Source organism: Halorubrum sp. SP9, from assembly GCF_005435015.1.
GTDB classification, from domain to species: Archaea; Halobacteriota; Halobacteria; order Halobacteriales; family Haloferacaceae; genus Halorubrum; species Halorubrum sodomense.
Genome location: NZ_SGXU01000006.1, coordinates 1 through 18,722 on the forward strand (window position 1 = coordinate 1; position 18,722 = coordinate 18,722).

The 18,722-nt window shown below is 69.2% G+C and carries 18 protein-coding genes; 12 read left to right on the forward strand and 6 right to left on the reverse strand.

Going from position 1 to position 18,722, the window contains the following annotated elements; all coding sequences use genetic code 11:
- On the forward strand, nucleotides 1-577 hold a 577-nt coding region (locus EXE45_RS05040), incomplete at its 5' end, for an enolase C-terminal domain-like protein (RefSeq protein ID WP_274595467.1).
- Nucleotides 578-652: 75 nt separating this feature from the next.
- Nucleotides 653-1,114: a DUF5799 family protein gene (locus EXE45_RS05045; protein WP_092921636.1), complete on the forward strand. Its 462-nt coding sequence runs from the start codon at nucleotides 653-655 to the stop codon at nucleotides 1,112-1,114.
- Nucleotides 1,115-1,154: 40 nt separating this feature from the next.
- Here EXE45_RS05045 and EXE45_RS20335 read toward each other — a convergent pair whose 3' ends face one another.
- Both EXE45_RS20335 and EXE45_RS05050 read right to left on the reverse strand, forming a co-directional pair.
- Nucleotides 1,155-1,304, reverse strand: coding sequence for a hypothetical protein (locus EXE45_RS20335; RefSeq protein ID WP_167603385.1), 150 nt, complete (start codon nucleotides 1,302-1,304; stop codon nucleotides 1,155-1,157).
- Nucleotides 1,305-1,402: 98 nt separating this feature from the next.
- Nucleotides 1,403-3,541, reverse strand: coding sequence for a hypothetical protein (locus EXE45_RS05050; protein WP_137693707.1), 2,139 nt, complete (start codon nucleotides 3,539-3,541; stop codon nucleotides 1,403-1,405).
- 143 nt (nucleotides 3,542-3,684) lie between these two features.
- Between EXE45_RS05050 and EXE45_RS05055 the strand changes: the two genes are divergently transcribed.
- Nucleotides 3,685-4,755 (forward strand): phosphotransferase family protein, encoded by a 1,071-nt coding sequence (locus EXE45_RS05055; RefSeq protein ID WP_092921632.1) that lies wholly within the window; start codon nucleotides 3,685-3,687, stop codon nucleotides 4,753-4,755.
- 29 nt (nucleotides 4,756-4,784) lie between these two features.
- Here EXE45_RS05055 and EXE45_RS05060 read toward each other — a convergent pair whose 3' ends face one another.
- Nucleotides 4,785-5,582: an aldo/keto reductase gene (locus EXE45_RS05060; protein WP_137693708.1), complete on the reverse strand. Its 798-nt coding sequence runs from the start codon at nucleotides 5,580-5,582 to the stop codon at nucleotides 4,785-4,787.
- 117 nt (nucleotides 5,583-5,699) lie between these two features.
- On the opposite strand from EXE45_RS05060, the gene EXE45_RS05065 reads away from it, so the two are divergent.
- Complete coding sequence (locus EXE45_RS05065) at nucleotides 5,700-6,629, forward strand: DUF5821 family protein (protein WP_137693709.1); 930 nt, start codon at nucleotides 5,700-5,702, stop codon at nucleotides 6,627-6,629.
- A gap of 27 nt (nucleotides 6,630-6,656) precedes the next feature.
- On the opposite strand, the gene EXE45_RS05070 is transcribed toward EXE45_RS05065, so the two are convergent.
- Nucleotides 6,657-8,177 carry an aldehyde dehydrogenase family protein gene (locus EXE45_RS05070; protein ID WP_092921626.1) on the reverse strand — a complete coding sequence of 507 codons (1,521 nt, stop codon included), beginning with the start codon at nucleotides 8,175-8,177 and terminating at the stop codon, nucleotides 6,657-6,659.
- Nucleotides 8,178-8,266: 89 nt separating this feature from the next.
- Between EXE45_RS05070 and EXE45_RS05075 the strand changes: the two genes are divergently transcribed.
- The gene (locus tag EXE45_RS05075; protein ID WP_092921624.1) at nucleotides 8,267-9,004 is read left to right on the forward strand and encodes a helix-turn-helix domain-containing protein; all 738 of its coding nucleotides are present in this window, start codon (nucleotides 8,267-8,269) and stop codon (nucleotides 9,002-9,004) included.
- A 640-nt stretch (nucleotides 9,005-9,644) separates the two neighbouring features.
- Here the strand turns inward: EXE45_RS05075 and EXE45_RS05080 are convergent.
- A complete protein-coding gene (locus EXE45_RS05080) occupies nucleotides 9,645-10,511 on the reverse strand; it encodes a proline dehydrogenase family protein (protein WP_092921622.1) in 867 nt (288 codons plus the stop codon).
- A gap of 181 nt (nucleotides 10,512-10,692) precedes the next feature.
- Between EXE45_RS05080 and EXE45_RS05085 the strand changes: the two genes are divergently transcribed.
- From EXE45_RS05085 to EXE45_RS05110, 6 genes are read left to right on the forward strand one after another with little or no spacing between them, the layout of a single operon-like run.
- Nucleotides 10,693-11,982 (forward strand): ABC transporter substrate-binding protein, encoded by a 1,290-nt coding sequence (locus EXE45_RS05085; RefSeq protein ID WP_137693710.1) that lies wholly within the window; start codon nucleotides 10,693-10,695, stop codon nucleotides 11,980-11,982.
- A 9-nt stretch (nucleotides 11,983-11,991) separates the two neighbouring features.
- On the forward strand, nucleotides 11,992-12,951 hold the full coding sequence (locus EXE45_RS05090) for a branched-chain amino acid ABC transporter permease (protein ID WP_092921618.1): 960 nt from the start codon (nucleotides 11,992-11,994) through the stop codon (nucleotides 12,949-12,951).
- On the forward strand, nucleotides 12,948-14,129 hold the full coding sequence (locus EXE45_RS05095; protein ID WP_092921616.1) for a branched-chain amino acid ABC transporter permease: 1,182 nt from the start codon (nucleotides 12,948-12,950) through the stop codon (nucleotides 14,127-14,129). Before EXE45_RS05090 ends, EXE45_RS05095 begins: the two co-directional genes overlap by 4 nt.
- On the forward strand, nucleotides 14,122-14,904 hold the full coding sequence (locus EXE45_RS05100) for an ABC transporter ATP-binding protein (RefSeq protein ID WP_137693711.1): 783 nt from the start codon (nucleotides 14,122-14,124) through the stop codon (nucleotides 14,902-14,904). The genes EXE45_RS05095 and EXE45_RS05100 overlap by 8 nt, the downstream gene beginning before the upstream one ends.
- Nucleotides 14,901-15,665 (forward strand): ABC transporter ATP-binding protein, encoded by a 765-nt coding sequence (locus tag EXE45_RS05105; RefSeq protein ID WP_174549001.1) that lies wholly within the window; start codon nucleotides 14,901-14,903, stop codon nucleotides 15,663-15,665. The genes EXE45_RS05100 and EXE45_RS05105 overlap by 4 nt, the downstream gene beginning before the upstream one ends.
- A gap of 33 nt (nucleotides 15,666-15,698) precedes the next feature.
- Nucleotides 15,699-16,631, forward strand: coding sequence for a DMT family transporter (locus tag EXE45_RS05110; protein WP_137693712.1), 933 nt, complete (start codon nucleotides 15,699-15,701; stop codon nucleotides 16,629-16,631).
- Nucleotides 16,632-16,656: 25 nt separating this feature from the next.
- Here the strand turns inward: EXE45_RS05110 and EXE45_RS05115 are convergent, their stop codons facing one another.
- Complete coding sequence (locus EXE45_RS05115) at nucleotides 16,657-17,454, reverse strand: RIO1 family regulatory kinase/ATPase (RefSeq protein ID WP_137693713.1); 798 nt, start codon at nucleotides 17,452-17,454, stop codon at nucleotides 16,657-16,659.
- A gap of 112 nt (nucleotides 17,455-17,566) precedes the next feature.
- On the opposite strand from EXE45_RS05115, the gene EXE45_RS05120 reads away from it, so the two are divergent.
- Nucleotides 17,567-18,715 carry an acyl-CoA dehydrogenase family protein gene (locus EXE45_RS05120; protein ID WP_137693714.1) on the forward strand — a complete coding sequence of 383 codons (1,149 nt, stop codon included), beginning with the start codon at nucleotides 17,567-17,569 and terminating at the stop codon, nucleotides 18,713-18,715.
- The last annotated feature ends 7 nt before the right edge of the window (nucleotides 18,716-18,722 follow it).

Genomic DNA, 18,722 nt, shown 5'->3' on the forward strand with positions numbered 1-18,722 from the left:
GGTCGCGCTCCGCGCCGACGCGAACGGCGCGTGGGACCGCGGGACGGCGCGCCGCGCGCTCGACGCGCTGGCCGCCTTCGACCTCGCGTACGTCGAGCAGCCGCTCCCCGCGGACGACCTCGACGGACTGGCGGCGCTCCGTGAGCGCGACCCGGCGGACGGCAGCGGGGGCGGGACCGGCGGGGGCGACGGTGGCGGCGGCGTCCCGATCGCGGCCGACGAGTCGGTCGTCGACCGGGGGATCGACGCGGTGCTGGACGCGGGCGCCGCCGACGCGGTCGTCCTCAAGCCGATGGCGCTCGGCGGGCCGGACCGCGCGCTGGCGGCCGGGCTGCGGGCGCGGTCGGCCGGCGTCGACCCGGTCGTCACCACCACGATCGACGCGGTCGTCGCGCGGACGGCCGCCGTCCACGTCGCGGCCGCGATCCCCGACGTCTCCCCGTGCGGGCTCGCGACCGGAGCGCTGCTCGACGAGGACCTGGCGCCCGATCCCTGTCCGATCGCGGACGGGCGGATCGCGGTCCCGGCCGGCCCGGGCCTCGCGGGCGGCGCGTTCGACGACCTCCGGCGGTGGTAGCGGGCGGGACCGCCTCCGTTCCGTGGCTCGTCGTCGGGGAACGGACTTTTCACCGCGACCGCCGAACGGAGGCGCATGAGCGAGTGGACCGACGCCATCGTCGGCGAGCGGATGACCGTCGACAACCAGTTCAACGAGCGCGTCGCGGCGTCGCGCTTCTCCAGCCAGGAGTGGGGACTGATCATGACGGCCACGGAGCTGGAGATAGAGGACGCCGACGACCCCGAGGCCGCTCGGGTCGTCGCGGACACGTCGAGCCTCCCGGCGATCATGCCCGAACTCGAGAACCTCCGGTCGCAGATGTCCGGGATGGGCGGCGCGCCCGGCGGCGGCGGCGCCGGCGATTCCGGCGGGTCGGGCGGCGGCGTCGTCGACTCGATCAAAGGTGCGCTCGGGCTCGGTGACGGGTCCGGCGGTCCCTCGGACGAGGAACTGGAGGCCGCCGAGCGCCTCGTCCAGGAGTACGCCGACGAGCTACAGGCGCACCTCGAAGAGGTCGGCAAGTGGGAACAGGTCCGCGTCGCCTACCAGGAGTAGGGCCGGCTCGCGGCGGCCGCGGCCGGTCCGCCGACCGCAGTCACTCCACGTCGCTACCGCGGAACAGCGTGAGCTCCTCGGCCTCGTAGATGCTGATGAGCTCGCTGACGATCTCGTCGTACTCCTCGTCGTCGACCCGGATCGCGTCCAGCCGCTCGACCGTCTCCTCGTCGAGGTGGATCTGGGGCATGCGTGGCGGTTCGTCGTCGGGGGAATAAAAGATATCGGCGGAGCGTGACCGACGACGCTGGCACGGAGCGTTTCTTGGATCGCGCCAAATCAGTCTTACTACTCCGACTCGCGGCGGAGTTCCGCCGAGTCGCCCCCGTCCGAGTCTTCGGCCGCGAGAGCTCCCCGAGCCGACTCCTCGACGTCTTCGACCGTGAGATCGACCGTCGGGGACATGAACTTCCCGTTGAGGAACAGCGTGGTGTCTGGTTCGGTCGAGCAGTCGGCCACCACCTCGGAGGAGACCATCGGCCGCTCCGCCAGGTCGCGTCCGACGAGTCGGGTCTTCTCGTCGAAGCAGTCGTACAAGATCTGATGCTCCGCCCCGAGCCACGAGGCCGGAGAAAGCACCGTTCGCCAAGTGAGTCGGTGTTTCGACTCCGTTTCGGACTCGACGAAGACGAGTCTGGGTGTGGGGGGGTTCGGAGGCACCACGTTCGTGGAGGCGTCGCCCGCGAACTGAACGGAGGGATGACCGGGTAGTCGTAGCGTAGCGAGGGTCGTGTCGAGCGGGAGACCGACCGAGGACAGCAGTTCGACCAGCGTTCGTAGCTGGTCGTCCGGAACCCGACCGTCGATCACCGCGGACCCCGTGCCGCCGCGCCGGACTGTATCAATCCCGACTGCGACGCGTCGACCGCCCTCAAAGACGGTGACGGCCGGAGCCGATCGACCATCCGTCCCCACGCGATGAGGGGACTCGACCGGATCGGAGTCGACGACCGAGACATCCCCGTCGAGGGGAAGGTCACAGTACAACAGGTCGATCGACGAGTCCGAGAGCACGTCCGCGACGACATCCGCGGTCGGCGTTTCGAAAACGGAAAGCGACCCGACCCCGGCTGCGAGCGACGGAGTCGTGAGTGCCTCGCGAAGGTGCCGCGCTCGGTCTGCGGACCGGACGAGGAGCGCGACGTTCGCTCCCCCGGCGCTCGGAGAGGTCCGCCGAAGCGCGTGTTCGTACGCCGACGGGAACGTGGCGGCAGTCCAGGCTGGGATCGAGTCCGCGTCCGGGTCCGGTACCGGGTCGTCGTCGCGTGGGGAAGACTCTGGACCGTTAGTCGGCCGATCCGCCGTCGTGAGACCCACCGAGTCTCCCGCGCGTGTCTGCTCGACCGAACCGCGGACTCGGACCGGTGCGAGGACGTGCGCGAGGTGGGGTAGGAGTTCGGCGCTCGCGGGACCGGGACGAAGTACCGCCTCAGTCGACCACTCGGGGGTATACGGCGCGACCGTCTTAGGGCTGACTTCCAAGTACTCCATCAGCCGCTCGCTGGGTGAGAGCCCGTCTAGATTCGGGGGATAAAACGGAAGCTGCGCTCCGACCTGATCGTACTCATCCCTGTCGGAGAGCGTGTAGCCGTCGGTCCGCACGAGGGTGTCGAGAAAGAACCACGTGCGTAGCAGTTCTTCGGCTCGCTCTTCGAGCCCGCGACCGTCGGTAGGAAGCCGCTCCGTGTATCCGGTGTCGAGCCGGATAGCCGGTTCCTCACCGATCGCCATCCTCGCGCCGAGGTAGTACGCGAGCGTCGAGAGACGGTACACGTCGGCGTACGTCGGTCGGACGACGACCTCGACGCCCGTGTCGGGGGCGGTCAACGGGCTCGGAATATCGAGCGATTCGCCTCGCCGGATCCGGGGCGGGTATCCCCGCAGGGTCGGCCAAGACCGTTCCGCCGAGAACTCTCTGATCGACGAGCCCATGGCCGACACCGCCTCCGCGAGCGCCTCCGGGTCGTCCGGGACGGTGATCGTCGCCTCCGGACGGCTGTGAAGCGACCGGGCGCCGAGGCTGACGGTCGCCGGACGAGCGAGCGCGATCTCGATCGGATCGGGTCCCTCGATCCCGCTGACAGAGAGTTCCGCGTCTTCGAGCCTGAGGGACGCCTTCGTCACACCGGTTATGTCGATACAGTACGTTCCCCGCGGAAACTCCGTCGGCTCGTTGGGCCACTCGATGAACTCGCCCTCGGCGTCTCGGACGGCGATCGACGTGTACTCCGCAACCGTGAGCGATTCCGCCTCGAAGCTGACCGCCCCGTCGACCGGGAGCGGGAATAGTTCGGGGAGCGCCGGTGAGAGCTCCGGCTCGCGGTCGACGCGAAACTCCATCCGCTCGCCCTCGATCACGTCCCGGACGGTGAGCGTCGTCCCGTCGACTTCGAACCCGATCCGTCCGTCCGGCGACCCGTCTTCCACTATGTCGTTTTGGTTCGCCAACACGTATGAGGGTGTCGTTGATCGCCGCGATCCGGGATTCTGATGCGTGTACCTCGATTTCACGTGACACGGTGTGATATCTCTGACAACAACTTTAACACCGGTCGGGGGAGAGAAAACCCATGGACGGCGGCGAATCGACGGCGATCCCGCGGGCCCTCACGGAGGCGTTTCCGGACCGGGCGGTCGACCGGCTGACCGGCGTCGGCCCCTCCTGGAACGGCGCCAACGAGACGGTCGGCGTCGTCTTCACGGACGGTTCGCGGGCGTTCCTCAAGGTCGCGCTCGCCGACGAGAGCCGTCGGCTCGCCCGCGAGCGCGCCGTGCTCCGGTACCTCCGAGCGCACGGTCCGGTTCCGGTGCCCGAGGTGCTCGCGGCCGATCCGGACGGCGACCCGGCGTACCTCGCGACGGCGCCGGCGCCGGGCGAGGGGCTGCTAGAGGTGTACGAGGCCGCGAGCGACCGGGAGCGCGAGCGGTTGCTCCGGCGCGTCGGCGCCGCGATCGCCGCGCTCCACGCCGACCGGTTCGCGAGTCACGGCGAGATCGTCGGCGCGGGGAGCGGATCGGGGACGGAAGGCGGGGCGGACGCGGATCCGATCGAGGGGAGCGACCCCCCGAGCGGACTCGCTATCGAGACCGCACCGTGGACGGACGTGCTGCTCGCGACGATCGACCGGACTCGCGAGATCGGCACGTCCGAGCGACTCGCCGAGCACTACGACGCGGTGATCGACTGCGTCCACGCGAACCGGGACCTGCTCGACGGCGCGCCCGCGGCGCTGCTCCACGGCGACGTGACGAAGCCGAACCTATTCGTCGCGGCCGAAGGAGACGGAGCGGACGCGCGAGGCGCGTCGAACGGGAACGCCCCGGGCGTCGCGATGATCGACTGGGAGCTGTCTCACGTCGGCGACCCCGCCCGGGACCTCGTCCGCGCGGAGGACCAGCTGCTCAACGGCTTCGACTCGACCGGTCCGGAGCGGTTCGCCGCGGCGCTCCGCGCGGGCTACCGCGACCGAGCCGGCGGACTCCCGGAGGGTTTCGAGCGCCGTCGCCCCGTCTACGAGGTGGTTCGGATGCTGGGGCGCTCGGGCTTTATCGACCAGTGGGCGACGTACCTCGACGAGCCGCTCGACTTCCTCGTCGAACGCGCGGACGCGGAGCTGCGGGCGCGGCTCGACGCGGTGTGACCGGTCGCTCCTCCCGAACGGCGGCCCCCTCACCGGTTCCACGCCGCGTCGTCCGGGTCGATCTGCCGCTCTCCGGGGTCGAGCGCGTCGATCGCGTCGAGGTCGGCGTCGGGGAGGTCGACGTCGAGCGCGCGCAGGTTCTCGCGCACGTGGTCGCCGCGCGCCTTCGGGATCGGCGCGACGCCGCGGTCGAGCGCCCACGCGAGCGCGGCGACCGCCGACGAGAGGCCGTTCCGCTCCGCGATCTCGACCACCGCCGGGTCGTCGAGGATCTCGCCGCGGCCGAGCGGGGAGTAGCCGACGAGGCGATGGTCGAGCTCGTCGGCGAGGGCTCGCAGTTCCGGCTGGCGGAACCGCGGGTGACACTCGACCTGGTGGGCCGCGATCGGCGCGTCGAGGATATCGGCGGCCTCGCGCAGCAGGTCGGGGGTGAAGTTCGAGACGCCGACGTGGTCGGTTACCCCCGCGTCGCGGAGGTCGTCGAACGCCGGCAGCGTCGCCGCCGCGTCGTACGCACGGATCGGCCAGTGGACGTACAGGAGGTCGACGCGGTCGAGGCCGAGCCGGTCGAGGCTCGCCCGCGCGGTCTCCCGCACGTCGTCGGGCGCGAGGTTCTCCGGATGGACCTTCGTGGCGACGACCACGTCGTCGCGGTCGACGTCGCTCTCGGCGATCCCCTCGCCGACGGCGGCCTCGTTGTCGTACATCTGCGCGGTGTCGACGTGGCGGTAGCCGGCGTCGAGCGCCGCGGCGACGGTGTCGGTACAGGTCTCGGGGTCGTCGAGCCCGGACGTTCCGAGCCCGATCGACAGGTCCAGCGGTGGCACGCGATCCCGTTCCGCCCGCGGAGTGAAAAAGGCGCGCGAGCCGGCACGACGGGATCCGAGGGCCGGTGTCTCCCGGCGACCCGCACTCTTAATCCGTCGCGCCCGTAGGACGGGTCGATGGCGACCGGCCCCGCGCTGCCCTCGACCCCGGAGCCGCTCCCGCTGGGCGCGCTCTCGGACCCGATCCTCGTCGACCCCGGACCGCGACTGCTCCGCGCGGTCGTCGAGGCGTACCGCGAGGCCGCCCCGGCGCTCGCCGACCCGAGCGTCGCGGATCTAGCGAGCGGGGCGAACGAGGACGGCGGGGACAGCTCCGACCCGTCGAACCTCCCGACGCTGAAGGCCTTCGCGGGCGAGAGAGCGGTCGACGCAGCGACCGCGGGGTTCGGACCGGCGAGCCGGCTCGCGGCGCTCGTCGACGCCGGCGTGGTCGACCTCCGCGTCCTCGACGCGCCGCAGCCGAACCCGGTGCTCGCTGGCGAGGAGACGGGGTTCGCACTGGTGGAATCGGAAGACTGTGAAGCGGTCGGAGCGCCGAGTCGGTGGCACCGGGTCGGCGGCGACGCCTCGCTCCGCGAGCGGTACGCGTCGGGGTTCGCGGACGCCGAACCGTACCGGCTCCGGACGCCGACCCGGCGGCGAGTCCACGAGGGGTTCGCGGACCGGTGCGACGAGTCCGTCGCGGCGGCGGTGCTCCGGGCGCTCGACGTGACGGAGGAATCGGAGGAGGCGGACCGCGCGGTGGATTCGGAGCTACCGACCGACGGCCCCGATCCGGAGGAGACGCGCGTCCGGGCCTACGCGGTTGGCGCCCGCGAGAAGGTCCTCGACCGCACCCTGCGCCGGGCCTGCGAGGACGCCGGACTCGGGAGCCCGTCGACGTTCACGCGGGTGAAGCGGCTGCTCCGCGAGGCCGACCTGATCGAGACCGTTTCCGAGCCGCAGCCGGTCGGACGCCCCCGGGAACGGCTCGCGGCGCGCGGCGCGCTCGAAGCCGCCGAGACGCCCGCGGAGACGGTCGCGGCGGTGCGGGGCGTGACGGAATAAGGCACGTCGGTCCTCAGTCCGGACCGGTCAGTCGTCCTTCGTCTTGATGTCCGCGGAGAGTCCCTGCGCCATCTCGATCTCCTTCGAGTTGTTCAGGGTCCACGCGGTGCGGTCGGTGACGGCCTCGATCGCCTCGCGGGCGGAGGGGTAGCCGTTGCCGGACTTCTTCACGCCGCCGAAGGGGAGCTGGACTTCGGCGCCGATACACGGGAGGTTCCCGTACGCCAGCCCCAGCTCGGCGCGGTCGCGGTAGTAGTTGATCTGCCGGTAGTCCTCGGAGATGATCGCGCCGGCGAGGCCGTACTCGGTGTCGTTCTGTATCTCGACCGCGCGCTCGATGTCGCCGTCGTACTCCATGAGCGCGACGTGCGGCCCGAACACCTCCTCGCGGGTACACCGCAGGTCCGCGTCGGGGTCCGCCTCGTAGACGAACGGCCCGACCCAGTAGCCGTCCTCGTGGCCGTCCGGGATCTCCTCGTCGTCGAGATCGGTCCGGTCGACGAGTACGTTCACACCCTCCTCGCGGGCCGCCTCGTTGTTCCGGGTGACCTTCTCGCGGTGTTCCGCCTCGATGAGCGGCCCCATGAAGGTGTCCTCGTCGAGGGGGTCGCCGACCGCGACCGACTCCGCGACCTCGACGAACCGCTCCTTGAACTCGTCGTAGACGTCCGTGTGGACGATCAGTCGCTCGGAGGAGACGCAGCGCTGACCGGTCGTCTTGAAGGAGGACATCAGCGCCGAGTGGACCGCGACGTCGAGGTCCGCCGCCTCGGTGACCACGATGGCGTTCTTCCCGCCCATCTCGCAGGCGGCGCGCTTGCCGGCGACGCCGCCGAGCTTGTCTTGGATGTGGTGGCCGACCTCCGCGGAGCCGGTGAACAGCACCGTCGAGACATCGTCGTGCTCGACGATCGCGTTGCCGGCGTCGCCGAACCCCTGGACCATGTTGAACACGCCGTCGGGGATGCCGGCGTCGTCGAACATCTCCGCGATGATCTGCGCGCACCACGGCGTCTGCTCGGCCGGCTTGAAGACGACGGTGTTCCCTTCGACCAGCGCGATGGCCATGTGCCAGTACGGTATCGCGACGGGGAAGTTCCACGGCGTGATACAGCCGGTGACGCCGCGCGGCTTCCGTCGCATGTACGCGTCCTTCGACGGGATCTCCGAGGGGACGATGTCGCCCTTCGGGTGGCGGGCGTCGCCCGCGGCCCACTCGACCATGTGCGCGGCCTCGACCACGTCCGCTCTCCCCTCGCTGATCTCCTTGCCGCACTCCTTGGTGACGATCTCTCCGAGCTCGTCCGTGCGGTCGCGGAGCTCGTGGTACACGTCCCAGAGGTACTCCGCGCGCTGGATCCGCGAGAGCTCGCGCCACTCCTCGAACGCCGCGTCCGCGGCGTCGACCGCGCGGTCGACGTCTTCGGGGGTTCCCTGACGAAACTCCCCGAGCGTCTCTCCGGTCGCGGGGTTCTCGCTCTCGAAGGTCTCGGACCCGTCGCCGTCGACCCACTCGCCGTCGATGTAGTGTTGGTACGGCTGCGCCATGTTCGGCACATCCCGTCGGCACGTCCAAATAACCCACCCTACCATGGTCGGCAGGGTCTTTGTCATGTGGTGCCAAGGAAAGGTGAACAATGGCGACAACCGACGCGGACGGGGCGGGAGAGTGGGCCGGAACCAGGCTCACGCTGGACCTGTGGCATCCGAACTGCTGGGCGATCGAGGCGACGAAAAAGACCGGCGGTGGCGTCCTCGCACACGCGATATACAACTCACCGAGGGCCGAGAGCGACGCGCCGAACACGGTGAACGGCCTGTTCACGGCGTTCGGAGACACGAACGAGGAGGTCGAAGCGCTGCTCGACGCGATCCGCGAGTCCGACCGCGCGGGGAACCTGCTCGAACTACAGGAGCGGTTCGGGCGCGCTCGGGACGCCCCGGGAAACGTCGTTCGCGAGTTCTTCTTGGAGTACGACCCGGCGGACATGGTGTGCCCGACGCTGCTGGAGTACGGCTTCGTCCACAGCGCGCCGGTCCGGATCGAAGAGGGACGAGAGGAGTGGCAGGTGTGTTTCGTCGGGGAGCGCACGGAGATCCGGGAGTCCCTCGACGCGGTTCAGGAGGCGGCCGGCGCGGAGGTGACGGTGGAGTCGATGTCGTCGTCGGGGCACGCGGGGCGGACCCCCCGCGAGCAGCGGCTCGACACGCTGACCACGACCCAGCGGAAGGTGTACGAACACGCCCGCGATGCGGGCTACTACGAGTGGCCCCGAGAGGCGTCGACGCGCGAGCTCGCCGACGACCTGAACGTCTCGAAGACGACGCTGCTCGAACACCTTCGGAAGGCGGAGTCGAAGCTGCTGGACCCCTAATCCGCGGTGTCGACAGCGGAGCGAGTGTTACGGAGCGTCAGTTGCGATACGATATTTAAATACCCGCAAGTGGCGGCGACGAGTGCTTATAAATGAAGGCGGTGGCGCGTGCCGGTGAGCGCCGCACCGCGGCGCGAACCGCACGCGCGAGGGAGTCGGGCGCGACGAGGGCGACCGAAGGGAGCCCGAAGGACGCGCCCGACGAGGTTGGGGAGGGATGAGGCTGCGGTGCTGTGCGGTCGGGTGGGACTCAAAGGGGCAGCCGCGAGGCGGGCGCACGCTCGCTGTCGTTCGAGACGCCGAGGGCGTCTCGTGACGAGAGAGCTTTGCTCTCTCGAACCACGCTCCTCATTCGGTCGCTACCGCTCCCTCCCTGCGGTGCTTGCGTCGCCTGCGCCCGCCTCGCGGCTGGGGCTTTGGAGGTACTCGCCACCGATCTGCTGGTAGCTATTTATAAATAAGCCGTTGAGGCTTTGGAGGTACTCTCCGCCGATCTACTGTCAGTTATTTATAGGCGAGCGGCTGGGGCTTTGGCGGTGTCCGTTGTCGATCCATCAATCACTTATAAACAGTTGACCGCAACACCACGCTCTGATTGATAAATCGTAACGCCCGATCGCCGGTCTCTGACCCAGTTCGTTCAGCTCCCGACGACCGCGCGCAGCGCGAACAGCGCGTTCGACTTGCGCTCCCGGATCCGCCGGTAGAAGTAGGAGAACCACTTGGAGCCGTACGGGATGTACTGGTAGACCGTCACGTCGTCTTCGGCGGCGAGTTCGAACTGCGCCGACTCCCGGACGCCGGTCAGCATCTGTACTTCGTAGGGGGTCCCGTGTTCGGCGTACAGCTCCGTCGCGTACTCTATCATCGCGGGGTCGTGGCTCCCGACGGCGACGCCGTCGTCGAACGCCTCGAACATGTAGGCGAGGCAGTTGCGGTACGACTCGTCGACTCGCGCCTTCTTTTTATAAGAGATCTCGGCCGGCTCGTCGTACGCGCCCTTGACGAGTCGGACCTTCCCCGGGAGGTCGGCGAGCCGTTCGAGGTCCTCGCGGGTCCGCTTCAGGTTCGCCTGCACGCAGACGCCGACGTTGCCGTCCGTCTCGACCGCGTGCCGTTCGAACGCGTCGAGCGTCACGTCGGTGGTCTCGTGGTCCTCCATGTCGATCCAGACGAACGTGCCCGTCCCGTCGGACCCGGTCGCCGCCGGGGCGTTGGCCGCCTCGACGATGCGCGCGAGGTTCTCTTCGAAGACGTCGTCGCCGACGTCGAGGCCGATCTGGCTCGATTTGACGGAGACGCAGGCGTCGACGCCGCGCTCCGCGATCGCCTCGACGAGGTCGACGTACGCGTCGGCGTCGGCGTCGGCGGGGGGCCGTTCCTCGTAGTGTTCGCCGAGCAGGTTCAGGATGCCGGCCACGCCGCGGTCGTTAAGCCCCTCGACGTGAGCGAGCGCCGCCTCCGGCGTCTCGCCGGCGACAAAGTTGCTCGCGATGGGCGGTATCATACGATCACCGCGGATCCGAAGCGGTATATATTGGTACCCGACCAATTCTTCCGAAAATACATTTCTGTATAAAATACATTCACTGCCACTACCTGCTGATTCACCGATCTGTCCCGCTCGTCCCGACCATGGACGGGCCGGGGTTGAGGTAGCCGAATGTGCTCGGGACTATCGGAAACATATGTCACGAGATACCACGGACACGACGGACCGGCGAACGCTGCTGAAGCTGACCGGCGGTGCGGGGCTCGTCGGACTGTCGGGCTGTCTCAGTACGACCGACGACGGGGGCGAGGGCGGCGAGGGCGGCGAGGGCGGCGAGGGCGGCGAGGGCGACGACGGGGGAGACTCGACCGAGGCCTACGAGATCGGGATGGTCGACTCCCAGACCGGGTCGCTGTCGGCGTTCGGCGAGCGGAACCAGCGCGGCGTCAACCTCGCCCTCTCGCGCGTCAACGAGATCGGCATCAACGGGCGAGACCTCGACATCGTCGTCGAGGACTCCGAGAGCGAGAACCAGGGCGGGATCGCGGCCGCCCAGAAGCTCGTCAATCAGGACGGCGTGCCGTTCCTGATCGGCGCGGTCGGCTCCGGCGTCTCGCTGGCCATCTACGAGAGCGTCATCGAGGGGACCGACGTCGTTCAGCTGAGTCAGAACTCCACCGGACTCAACCTCACAGAATTCCCGGGACTGCTCCGGATGTCGCCGTCGGGACGGAGCCAGTCGCTCGCGCTCTCGAACCTCATCACCGACGACGGCTACGACGAGGTGGCGATCACCTACGTCAACAACGACTACGGCCAGAGCCTCACGGACGCGTTCGTCGACGCGTACAACGGCGAGGTCGTCTACAACACGCCCCACGACCAGGACCAGCAGTCGTACTCCAGCGTCATCTCGGAGATGAACAGCTCCGGCGCCAACGCGTGGCTGTTCATCACCTACCAGGCCGAATTCGCGACGATGGTCAACGAGGTGTACTCCTCGGGGTACGAGGCGCAGTTCTACGGCGCCGACTCCGTCTCCGGCGACAACGTCTTGGAGAACACCCCCGAGGGGAGCATTGAGGGGATGAAGATCGTCGTTCCGTCCGCGCCCGTCGAGGAGGAGAACTACCAGTCGTTCGCGGACGCCTTCGAGTCCGAGTACGGCCGGCAGCCGACCTCGTGGGCGGCGTACGCGTACGACTGCGTGATAAACGCCGCGCTCGCGATTCAGGCCGCCGACGAGTTCTCCGGCGCGGCGCTTCAGGACACCGTCCGGCGCGTCTCCGGTCCGGAGGGCGAGGAAGTGACCTCGTTCGAGGCCGCCAGCCAGATCCTCGCGGACGGCGGCGGCCCGGACGATGTCGACTACCAGGGGGTCAGCGGCCCCATCAACTTCGACGAGAACGGGGACCCGGTCGGCTTCCTTCAGGTCCTGGAGGTCCAGGACCACGCGTACGAAGGCATCGACTTCATCGAAGGCTAATTCCGACCGATGACCGTCCTCGGATACCTGGCCAACGGGTTGGTGTTCAGCAGCATCATCGTCCTCGGCAGCATCGGGCTGTCGCTGGTGTACAGCATCGCGGACTTCGCGAACTTCGCGCACGGCGACACGATGACGATCGGCGCGTACTCGGCGCTCGTGACCTTCGGCGCCGTCGGCGGGCTCGGCGGCGCGGTGTTGGGGCTCCCGTACGGCTTCTTCTTGGCCCTGATCGTCGGGATCGCCGTGGCCGCGGTCGTGGCGGTCGCCACCGAGAAGCTCATCTACGAGCCGCTCGACGTCGACTCGATCGGCCTGCTGATCACGTCGATCGGGATCGCGTTCATCTACCGCGCGGTGATCCAGATCCGGTTCGGCTCCGACTTCACTCGGTTCGACGTCCGGCCGCTGCGGCCGATCGAGGCCCTGGTACCGTACGGCGTCCGGATAACGCTCCACGACGTCGCGATATTCGGATCGGCGGTGGCGCTCGTCGTCGGGCTCCACGTCCTGCTCCAGTACACCGACCTCGGTCGGAAGATGCGCGCGATGGCGGACAACCCCGACCTCGCGCGGGTCAGCGGTATCCGGACGAAGCGGGTCAAGCTCTGGACGTGGGTCATCGGCGCCGGGCTCGCCGGCGCGGGCGGCGTGTTCCTCGGGCTCTTCAACCAGCTCGCGCCCCGGATGGGCTTTAACCTGCTGCTGGTGATATTCGCGGCGGTGATCCTCGGCGGGATAGGCTCCGTCTACGGCGCGATGGCGGGCGGGTTCCTCATCGGCATGATAAATCAGCTAACGCCGTTCTTCTCCAACGTGGTCGAGGCGCTACCGATCCGTCCGAACTGGCTCGCGACACTGATCGAGAACCTGGTCACCATCGAGTACGCGAACGCGATCGCGTTCGTGATCATGGTCGTCGTGCTGTTGGTCCGCCCCAACGGGATCGCCGGGGAGGGTGCGACATGAGTCTCCTCGACGACCCGAAAGCGGCGTTCGCCGACCTGACCCGCCCGGAGTGGTGGGTGCTCGGCGTCAGCGTCGCGTTCCTGCTGTTCCTCTTCGTCGCGATGCTCACCGGCGGGCTCAGCCCGACGTACTTCCTGTTCCTCGTCGGACTGGCGGGGATGTACGCGCTGTTGTCCTTCGGCCTGAACGCCCAGTGGGGGTTCACGGGCCTGATCAACTTCAGCGTCGCCGCGTTCTTCGGCATCGGCGCGTACGGCACTGCGCTGATGACCGCGAGCGGCTCGCCGATAGCGGGGGGGTTCAACCCCCTCGTCGGGCTCGCCGTCGCGCTCGTCGTCGCGTTCGTGCTGGCGCTGCTGATCGGTATCCCGACGCTCCGGCTCCGGGCCGACTACCTCGCCATCGCGTCGCTCGGACTCGCGGAGGTCGTGCGGCTGATCGTACTCAACGAGCGGTGGCTGACGAACGGCAGCGCGGGGCTTCGCGGTATCCCCGGATTCTTCGTCGGGTGGCCGGTGCTCTCGACGTTCCCCGAAGCGATGCCGGGACTCCGGTTGGAGGTAGTACCCGGGTCGCCGGTGTTCCTCGAAACGCCGTTCTGGCAGGCGTCGCTGAACGGCCTGTTGGTGGTGGCGTTCGCGGGGGGCGCGTACCTCGTACTCAGGCGTGCGCACCGGTCGCCGTGGGGGCGCGTGTTGCGCACGATCCGCTCCGACGAGGACCTCGCGCGGGCGCTGGGCAAGAACACCTACTCGTTCAAGATGCAGTCGTTCGTCCTCGGCAGCCTGATCATGGCGCTGGCCGGCGTGTTCTACGCGCATCTGAATCTCTACGTCGGGCCGGGCGACCTGGACCCGATCACGACGTTCTACGCGTGGGTCGCGGTAATCCTCGGCGGCAGCGGCTCCAACCGCGGGGCGCTGTTCGGCGGTGTCGTCATCGTCACGATCCGCGAGGGGACGCGCTTCCTGAACGACGTGGCGCTCCCGATAGACCCCGCGCCGCTACGGCTGCTGTTGATCGGCGTCGTCATCGTCGCCGTCATGCGCTACCGGCCTCAGGGGGTCCTTCCGCCGCAGCGGGAGCTGATCTGGCCGAGCGCCGTCGACGGGGGCGGAACGCCCGAGACGCCGGACAGCGGCGTCCGCGAGCGCAAGGGAGGTGGCGGCGATGAGTGACGCCGACACCGAGAACGTCGTCCTCCGCGTCGACGACCTCCAGAAGTCGTTCGGCGGGCTCGCGGCGACCGACCACGCCACCTTCGACGTCGAGCGCGGGACGATCACTGGCCTCATCGGTCCGAACGGGGCCGGCAAGTCGACCATCTTCAACCTCATCTCCGGGTTCTACGAGCCGGACGGGGGGACGGTCGAGGTGAACGGGACGGACGTGACCGGCATGGAGCCGTACGAGGTCGCCGAGCGCGGCCTCGTCAGGACGTTCCAGACGCCCCGGAAGCTGGAGGGGATGACGGTGCGCGAGGCGATGCTGGTCGGGCCGCGGAAGCAGCCCGGCGAGTCGTTCCTCACGCTGTTCACCTCGCCCGGCACGGTCGCCGAGAGCGAGTCGGCCAACCTCGCCGAGGCGGAGCGGATCTTGGCGGAGTTCGAGATCGACCACCTCGCGACCCAGCCCGCCACCGACATCTCCGGCGGGCAGATGAAGCTCGTCGAGCTCGCGCGGGCGATGCTCGCCGAGCCGGAGGTGCTGCTGCTCGACGAGCCCGTGGCGGGGGTGAACCCGACGCTGGCGAAGAAGCTCAAAGAACAGATCCGGCGGCTCAACGAGCAGGGGACGACGTTCCTGCTCATCGAACACGACATGGAGTTCGTGATGGACTTGGCGGACCCGATCGTCGTCTTAGATCAGGGACACGTCCTCACCGAGGGGCCGCCGCACTCGGTCCGCAACGACCAGCGCGTCATCGACGCGTACCTCGGAGGCGGCGCATGAGCGACGGAATGACGGACGACACGACCGGGGCCGCGGACGGGCCTCACGGCGGAACCGATCCCGTGCTCTCGCTGTCGGGCGTCGACAGCGGGTACGGCGAGGTACAGGTGCTCGACGACTGCTCGGTCCGGCTCGATCCGGGCGAGATCGTCTGTCTGGTCGGCCCGAACGGCGCCGGCAAGTCGACGGTCCTCAAGACCGCGTTCGGGATGTTGACCCCGTGGACGGGGACCGTGGAGTACCACGGCCGCGACATCGGCGGGATGGCGCCCGAGGAGATCGTCCGCGAGGGGATCGGCTACGTCCCCCAGACCGACAACGTGTTCGGCTCGCTGACGATCGACGAGAACCTCCGGATGGGCGGCGTCGCCCGCGACGGGGGGCTCGAAGAGGTGATCGAGACGCTGTACGACCGGTTCCCGATCATCGACGAGAAGCGCGGCTCGAAGGCGAAGACGCTCTCCGGCGGCCAGCGCCAGGTGCTCGCGTTCGCCCGCGCCCTGGTGATGGAGCCCGACGTGCTGCTCATCGACGAGCCCTCCGCGGGGCTCGCCCCCAACACGGCCGACGACGTGTTCGAGGACGTCCGGGAGGTCAACGACATGGACACGGCGATCCTCATGGTCGAGCAGAACGTGACGAAGGGGCTCGGCATCTCCGACCGCGGCTACGTCCTCGATCAGGGGACCGTCCGGTTCGAGGGGACGCCGGAGGAGCTGCTGAACGACGAGGAGGTCTCCCAGCTGTACCTGGGCGGCTGAGTCCTCTCCCGGCTCGCCTCCCGATTCCACTCAATGCCCACGTTCGGACGGTACGCGTTCGCCCTCGCGCCCCTCGCAGCCGCGGCGCTGTGGGGCGGGATGTACGTCGTCAGCAAGTGGGGGTTCGCGCTGATCCCGCCGGTGACGCTCGGGTTCCTCCGGGTCACGCTGGGCGCCGGGGCGCTCTGGCTCGTCGTCGCCGGCCGCGGCGACGCCGCGCCGTCGCGCGAGGAGTGGCCGACGTTCGCGGCGCTCGGCGGCTGGGTGACCCTGACGGTCGCCACGCAGTTCGTCGGCACGGAGCTGACGAACGCCAGCCAGGGCTCGCTTTTGACCGTCCTCACCCCGGTGTTCACCGTCGCGCTGGGGGCGCTCGCGCTCGGAGAGCGCGTCACGCCGGCGAAGGCGGGAGGGATGACGCTCGCGGGCGTCGGCACGGCGGTCGTCCTCGCCGGGCGGTACGAGCTCGCGTCGGTCGCCGCCGGCAACCTCCTCGGCGTGGCGCTGCTGCTCATCGCGAGCGCGGCGTGGGCCGGGTACACGGTCTGGGGGCTCCGCGCGGTCAGGCGACACGGGGCGCTCCGCGCGGCGACGTACTCCTCGCTTGCGAGCGTCCCGATGCTCGGAGCCCTCGCGGCCGGCGAGCTGTGGTATCCCGGCCGATCGCCGACCGAACTCCCGCTCACCGTCGAGTCGGCGGCCGCCGTGTCGTACCTCGGACTCGCGTCGACGGCGGCGGCGTGGTTCCTCTGGTACAAGGGACTGGAGTACGTCTCCGCCGGGACGGTCGCCGCGTTCTTCTTCGCACAGCCCGTCGTCGGCGCGGCGCTCGGGGCCGCGCTGCTCGGGGAGTCGCTCGGCCCGGGCTTCCTCGCCGGCGGCGCGCTGATGGCCGTCGGCATCTGGATCGTCAGCCGCGAGCGCGCGGGTCCCGTCGACGGACCGGCGGACTCGACCGGGGACTGAGACGGGTATCGGCGGCGAGGAACCCCTACGCCGTGCGCTTCTCGAGTTCGCCCGTCAGCGTCGCAGCGTCGAAGTCGTGGTCCGGGCGGATCGCGACGAAGTCGAGGAACCGGCGCGCCGCGAGGAGTTCGTCGGGTGAGTAGCTCGTCAGCGCGGCCTCGATCGCGTCGGCCGCGCCGATCAGCGGCTCCAGCGCCGCGAGCGCGCTCGCGAGGTCGTAGGCGCGGGCCGCCTCGCGCCCGTCCTCGCTCACGCGGGTCGCGTCGATGACGTAGAGCTCGCCGTCCGCAACGAGGACGTTCTCGGCCCGGAGGTCGCCGTGGGTGAGCCCGGCGTCGTGGACCGTCCGGAGCGTGGCGAAGAGATCGGGCGCCAGCCCGGCGACGGTCTCCGCGTCGAGCTCGCCGAGGGTGCGGAACTCGGGGAGGTACTCTAAAACGAGCACGCCGAGGCCGTCGACCTCGAACGCCTCGATCGGCTCGGGCGCGTTGACTCCGAGCTCGCGGACTCGCCGCGTCGCCTCCAGCTCGTGGCGCGCCATCTCGTACGGGGTCTCGTGGCGCTCGAAGAACCCCTCCGTGCCGGACGAGAACGCCCCGAGATTCCGCCCCGTCGTGAACAGCGCGTGGACGAGCGTGTTCTGTCGCGTGATCACCTTCACGAAGAGGTCGTCGTCGACGACCATCGGTGTCGACAGCCAGTTGTCGGCGTCGAGGAACCGCACGCGGGTCTCGTCGCGATCGTATCGGTCCGCCAGCTCGCGCGCGACCCGCTCGATGTCGGGCCAGTCGACGCGACCGCGGACGAGCTGCCGGAACTCCATACCGGCGGAACGCGGCGACGCCTCATAAGTCGTCGGCTCGCGGTCGACCCCGACAACACGGACTGTCACGGACGTTCGCATCGTTTATGCCCGCGGGTCGCAATTCTTGCCCATGGACTTCGAGGTACCCGCCGAACACCGGATGATACGCGACACCGTCCGGGAGTTCTGCGAGAAGGAGATCGCCCCCATCGCGCAGGAGATCGAGGACGAACACCGGTTCCCCGAGGAGGTGTTCGAGTCGCTCGCGGAGCTCGACATGATGGGCGTCCCGGTCTCGGAGGAGTACGGCGGCCTCGGCGGCGACCAGCTCATGTACTCGCTCGTCACGGAAGAGATCGGCCGCGTCTCCGGCGGGATCGGCCTCTCGTACGCCGCCCACACCTCGCTGGGCGCGAAGCCGATCGACCTGTTCGGCACCGACGCACAGAAGGAGCGGTGGCTCCGGCCGCTCGCGGAGGGCGAGGGGATCGGCGCGTGGGCGCTCACGGAGCCGGGCAGCGGCTCCGACGCCTCCGACATGGACACGACGGCCGAGTACGACGCCGACGCGGGCGAGTACGTGCTCAACGGCACCAAGCAGTTCATCACGAACGCGAACGTCGCGAACTCGATCCTCGTGAAGGCCGTCACGGACTCCGAGGCCGGCTACGACGGCATCTCGACGTTCATCGTCGACCCGGAGAACGACGACGGCTTCGAGGTGACGACCGTCTGGGACAAGATGGGACTCAACTCCTCGCCGACCTGTGAGATCCAGTTGGACGGCGTCCGGATCCCGGACGACCGGCTGCTCGGCGAGGCGGGCGAGGGGTGGGCACAGACGATGAAGACGCTCGACGGCGGGCGGATCTCCATCGCCGCGCTCTCGGTGGGCCTCGCGCAGGGCGCCTACGAGGCCGCGAAGGAGTACGCGGGCGAGCGCGAGCAGTTCGGGAAGCCGATCGCGAAGTTCGACGCGGTCCGCGACAAGATCGTCCACATGCACCGCCAGACCGAGCGTGCCCGACTGCTGACCCATCGGGCGGCCGCGAGGTACGACGCGGGCGAGTCGGTCACCCGGGAGTCGGCGCTGGCGAAGCTCGACGCCAGCGAGGCGGCCCGCGAGGTCGCCGAGGAGGCGGTCCAGACGCTCGGCGGCTACGGCTACACGACCGACTTCGCCCCGCAGCGGTTCTACCGCGACGCGAAGCTGATGGAGATCGGCGAGGGGACGAGCGAGATCCAACACGTCGTCATCGGCCGCGAACTGGGGCTGTAAACGGATT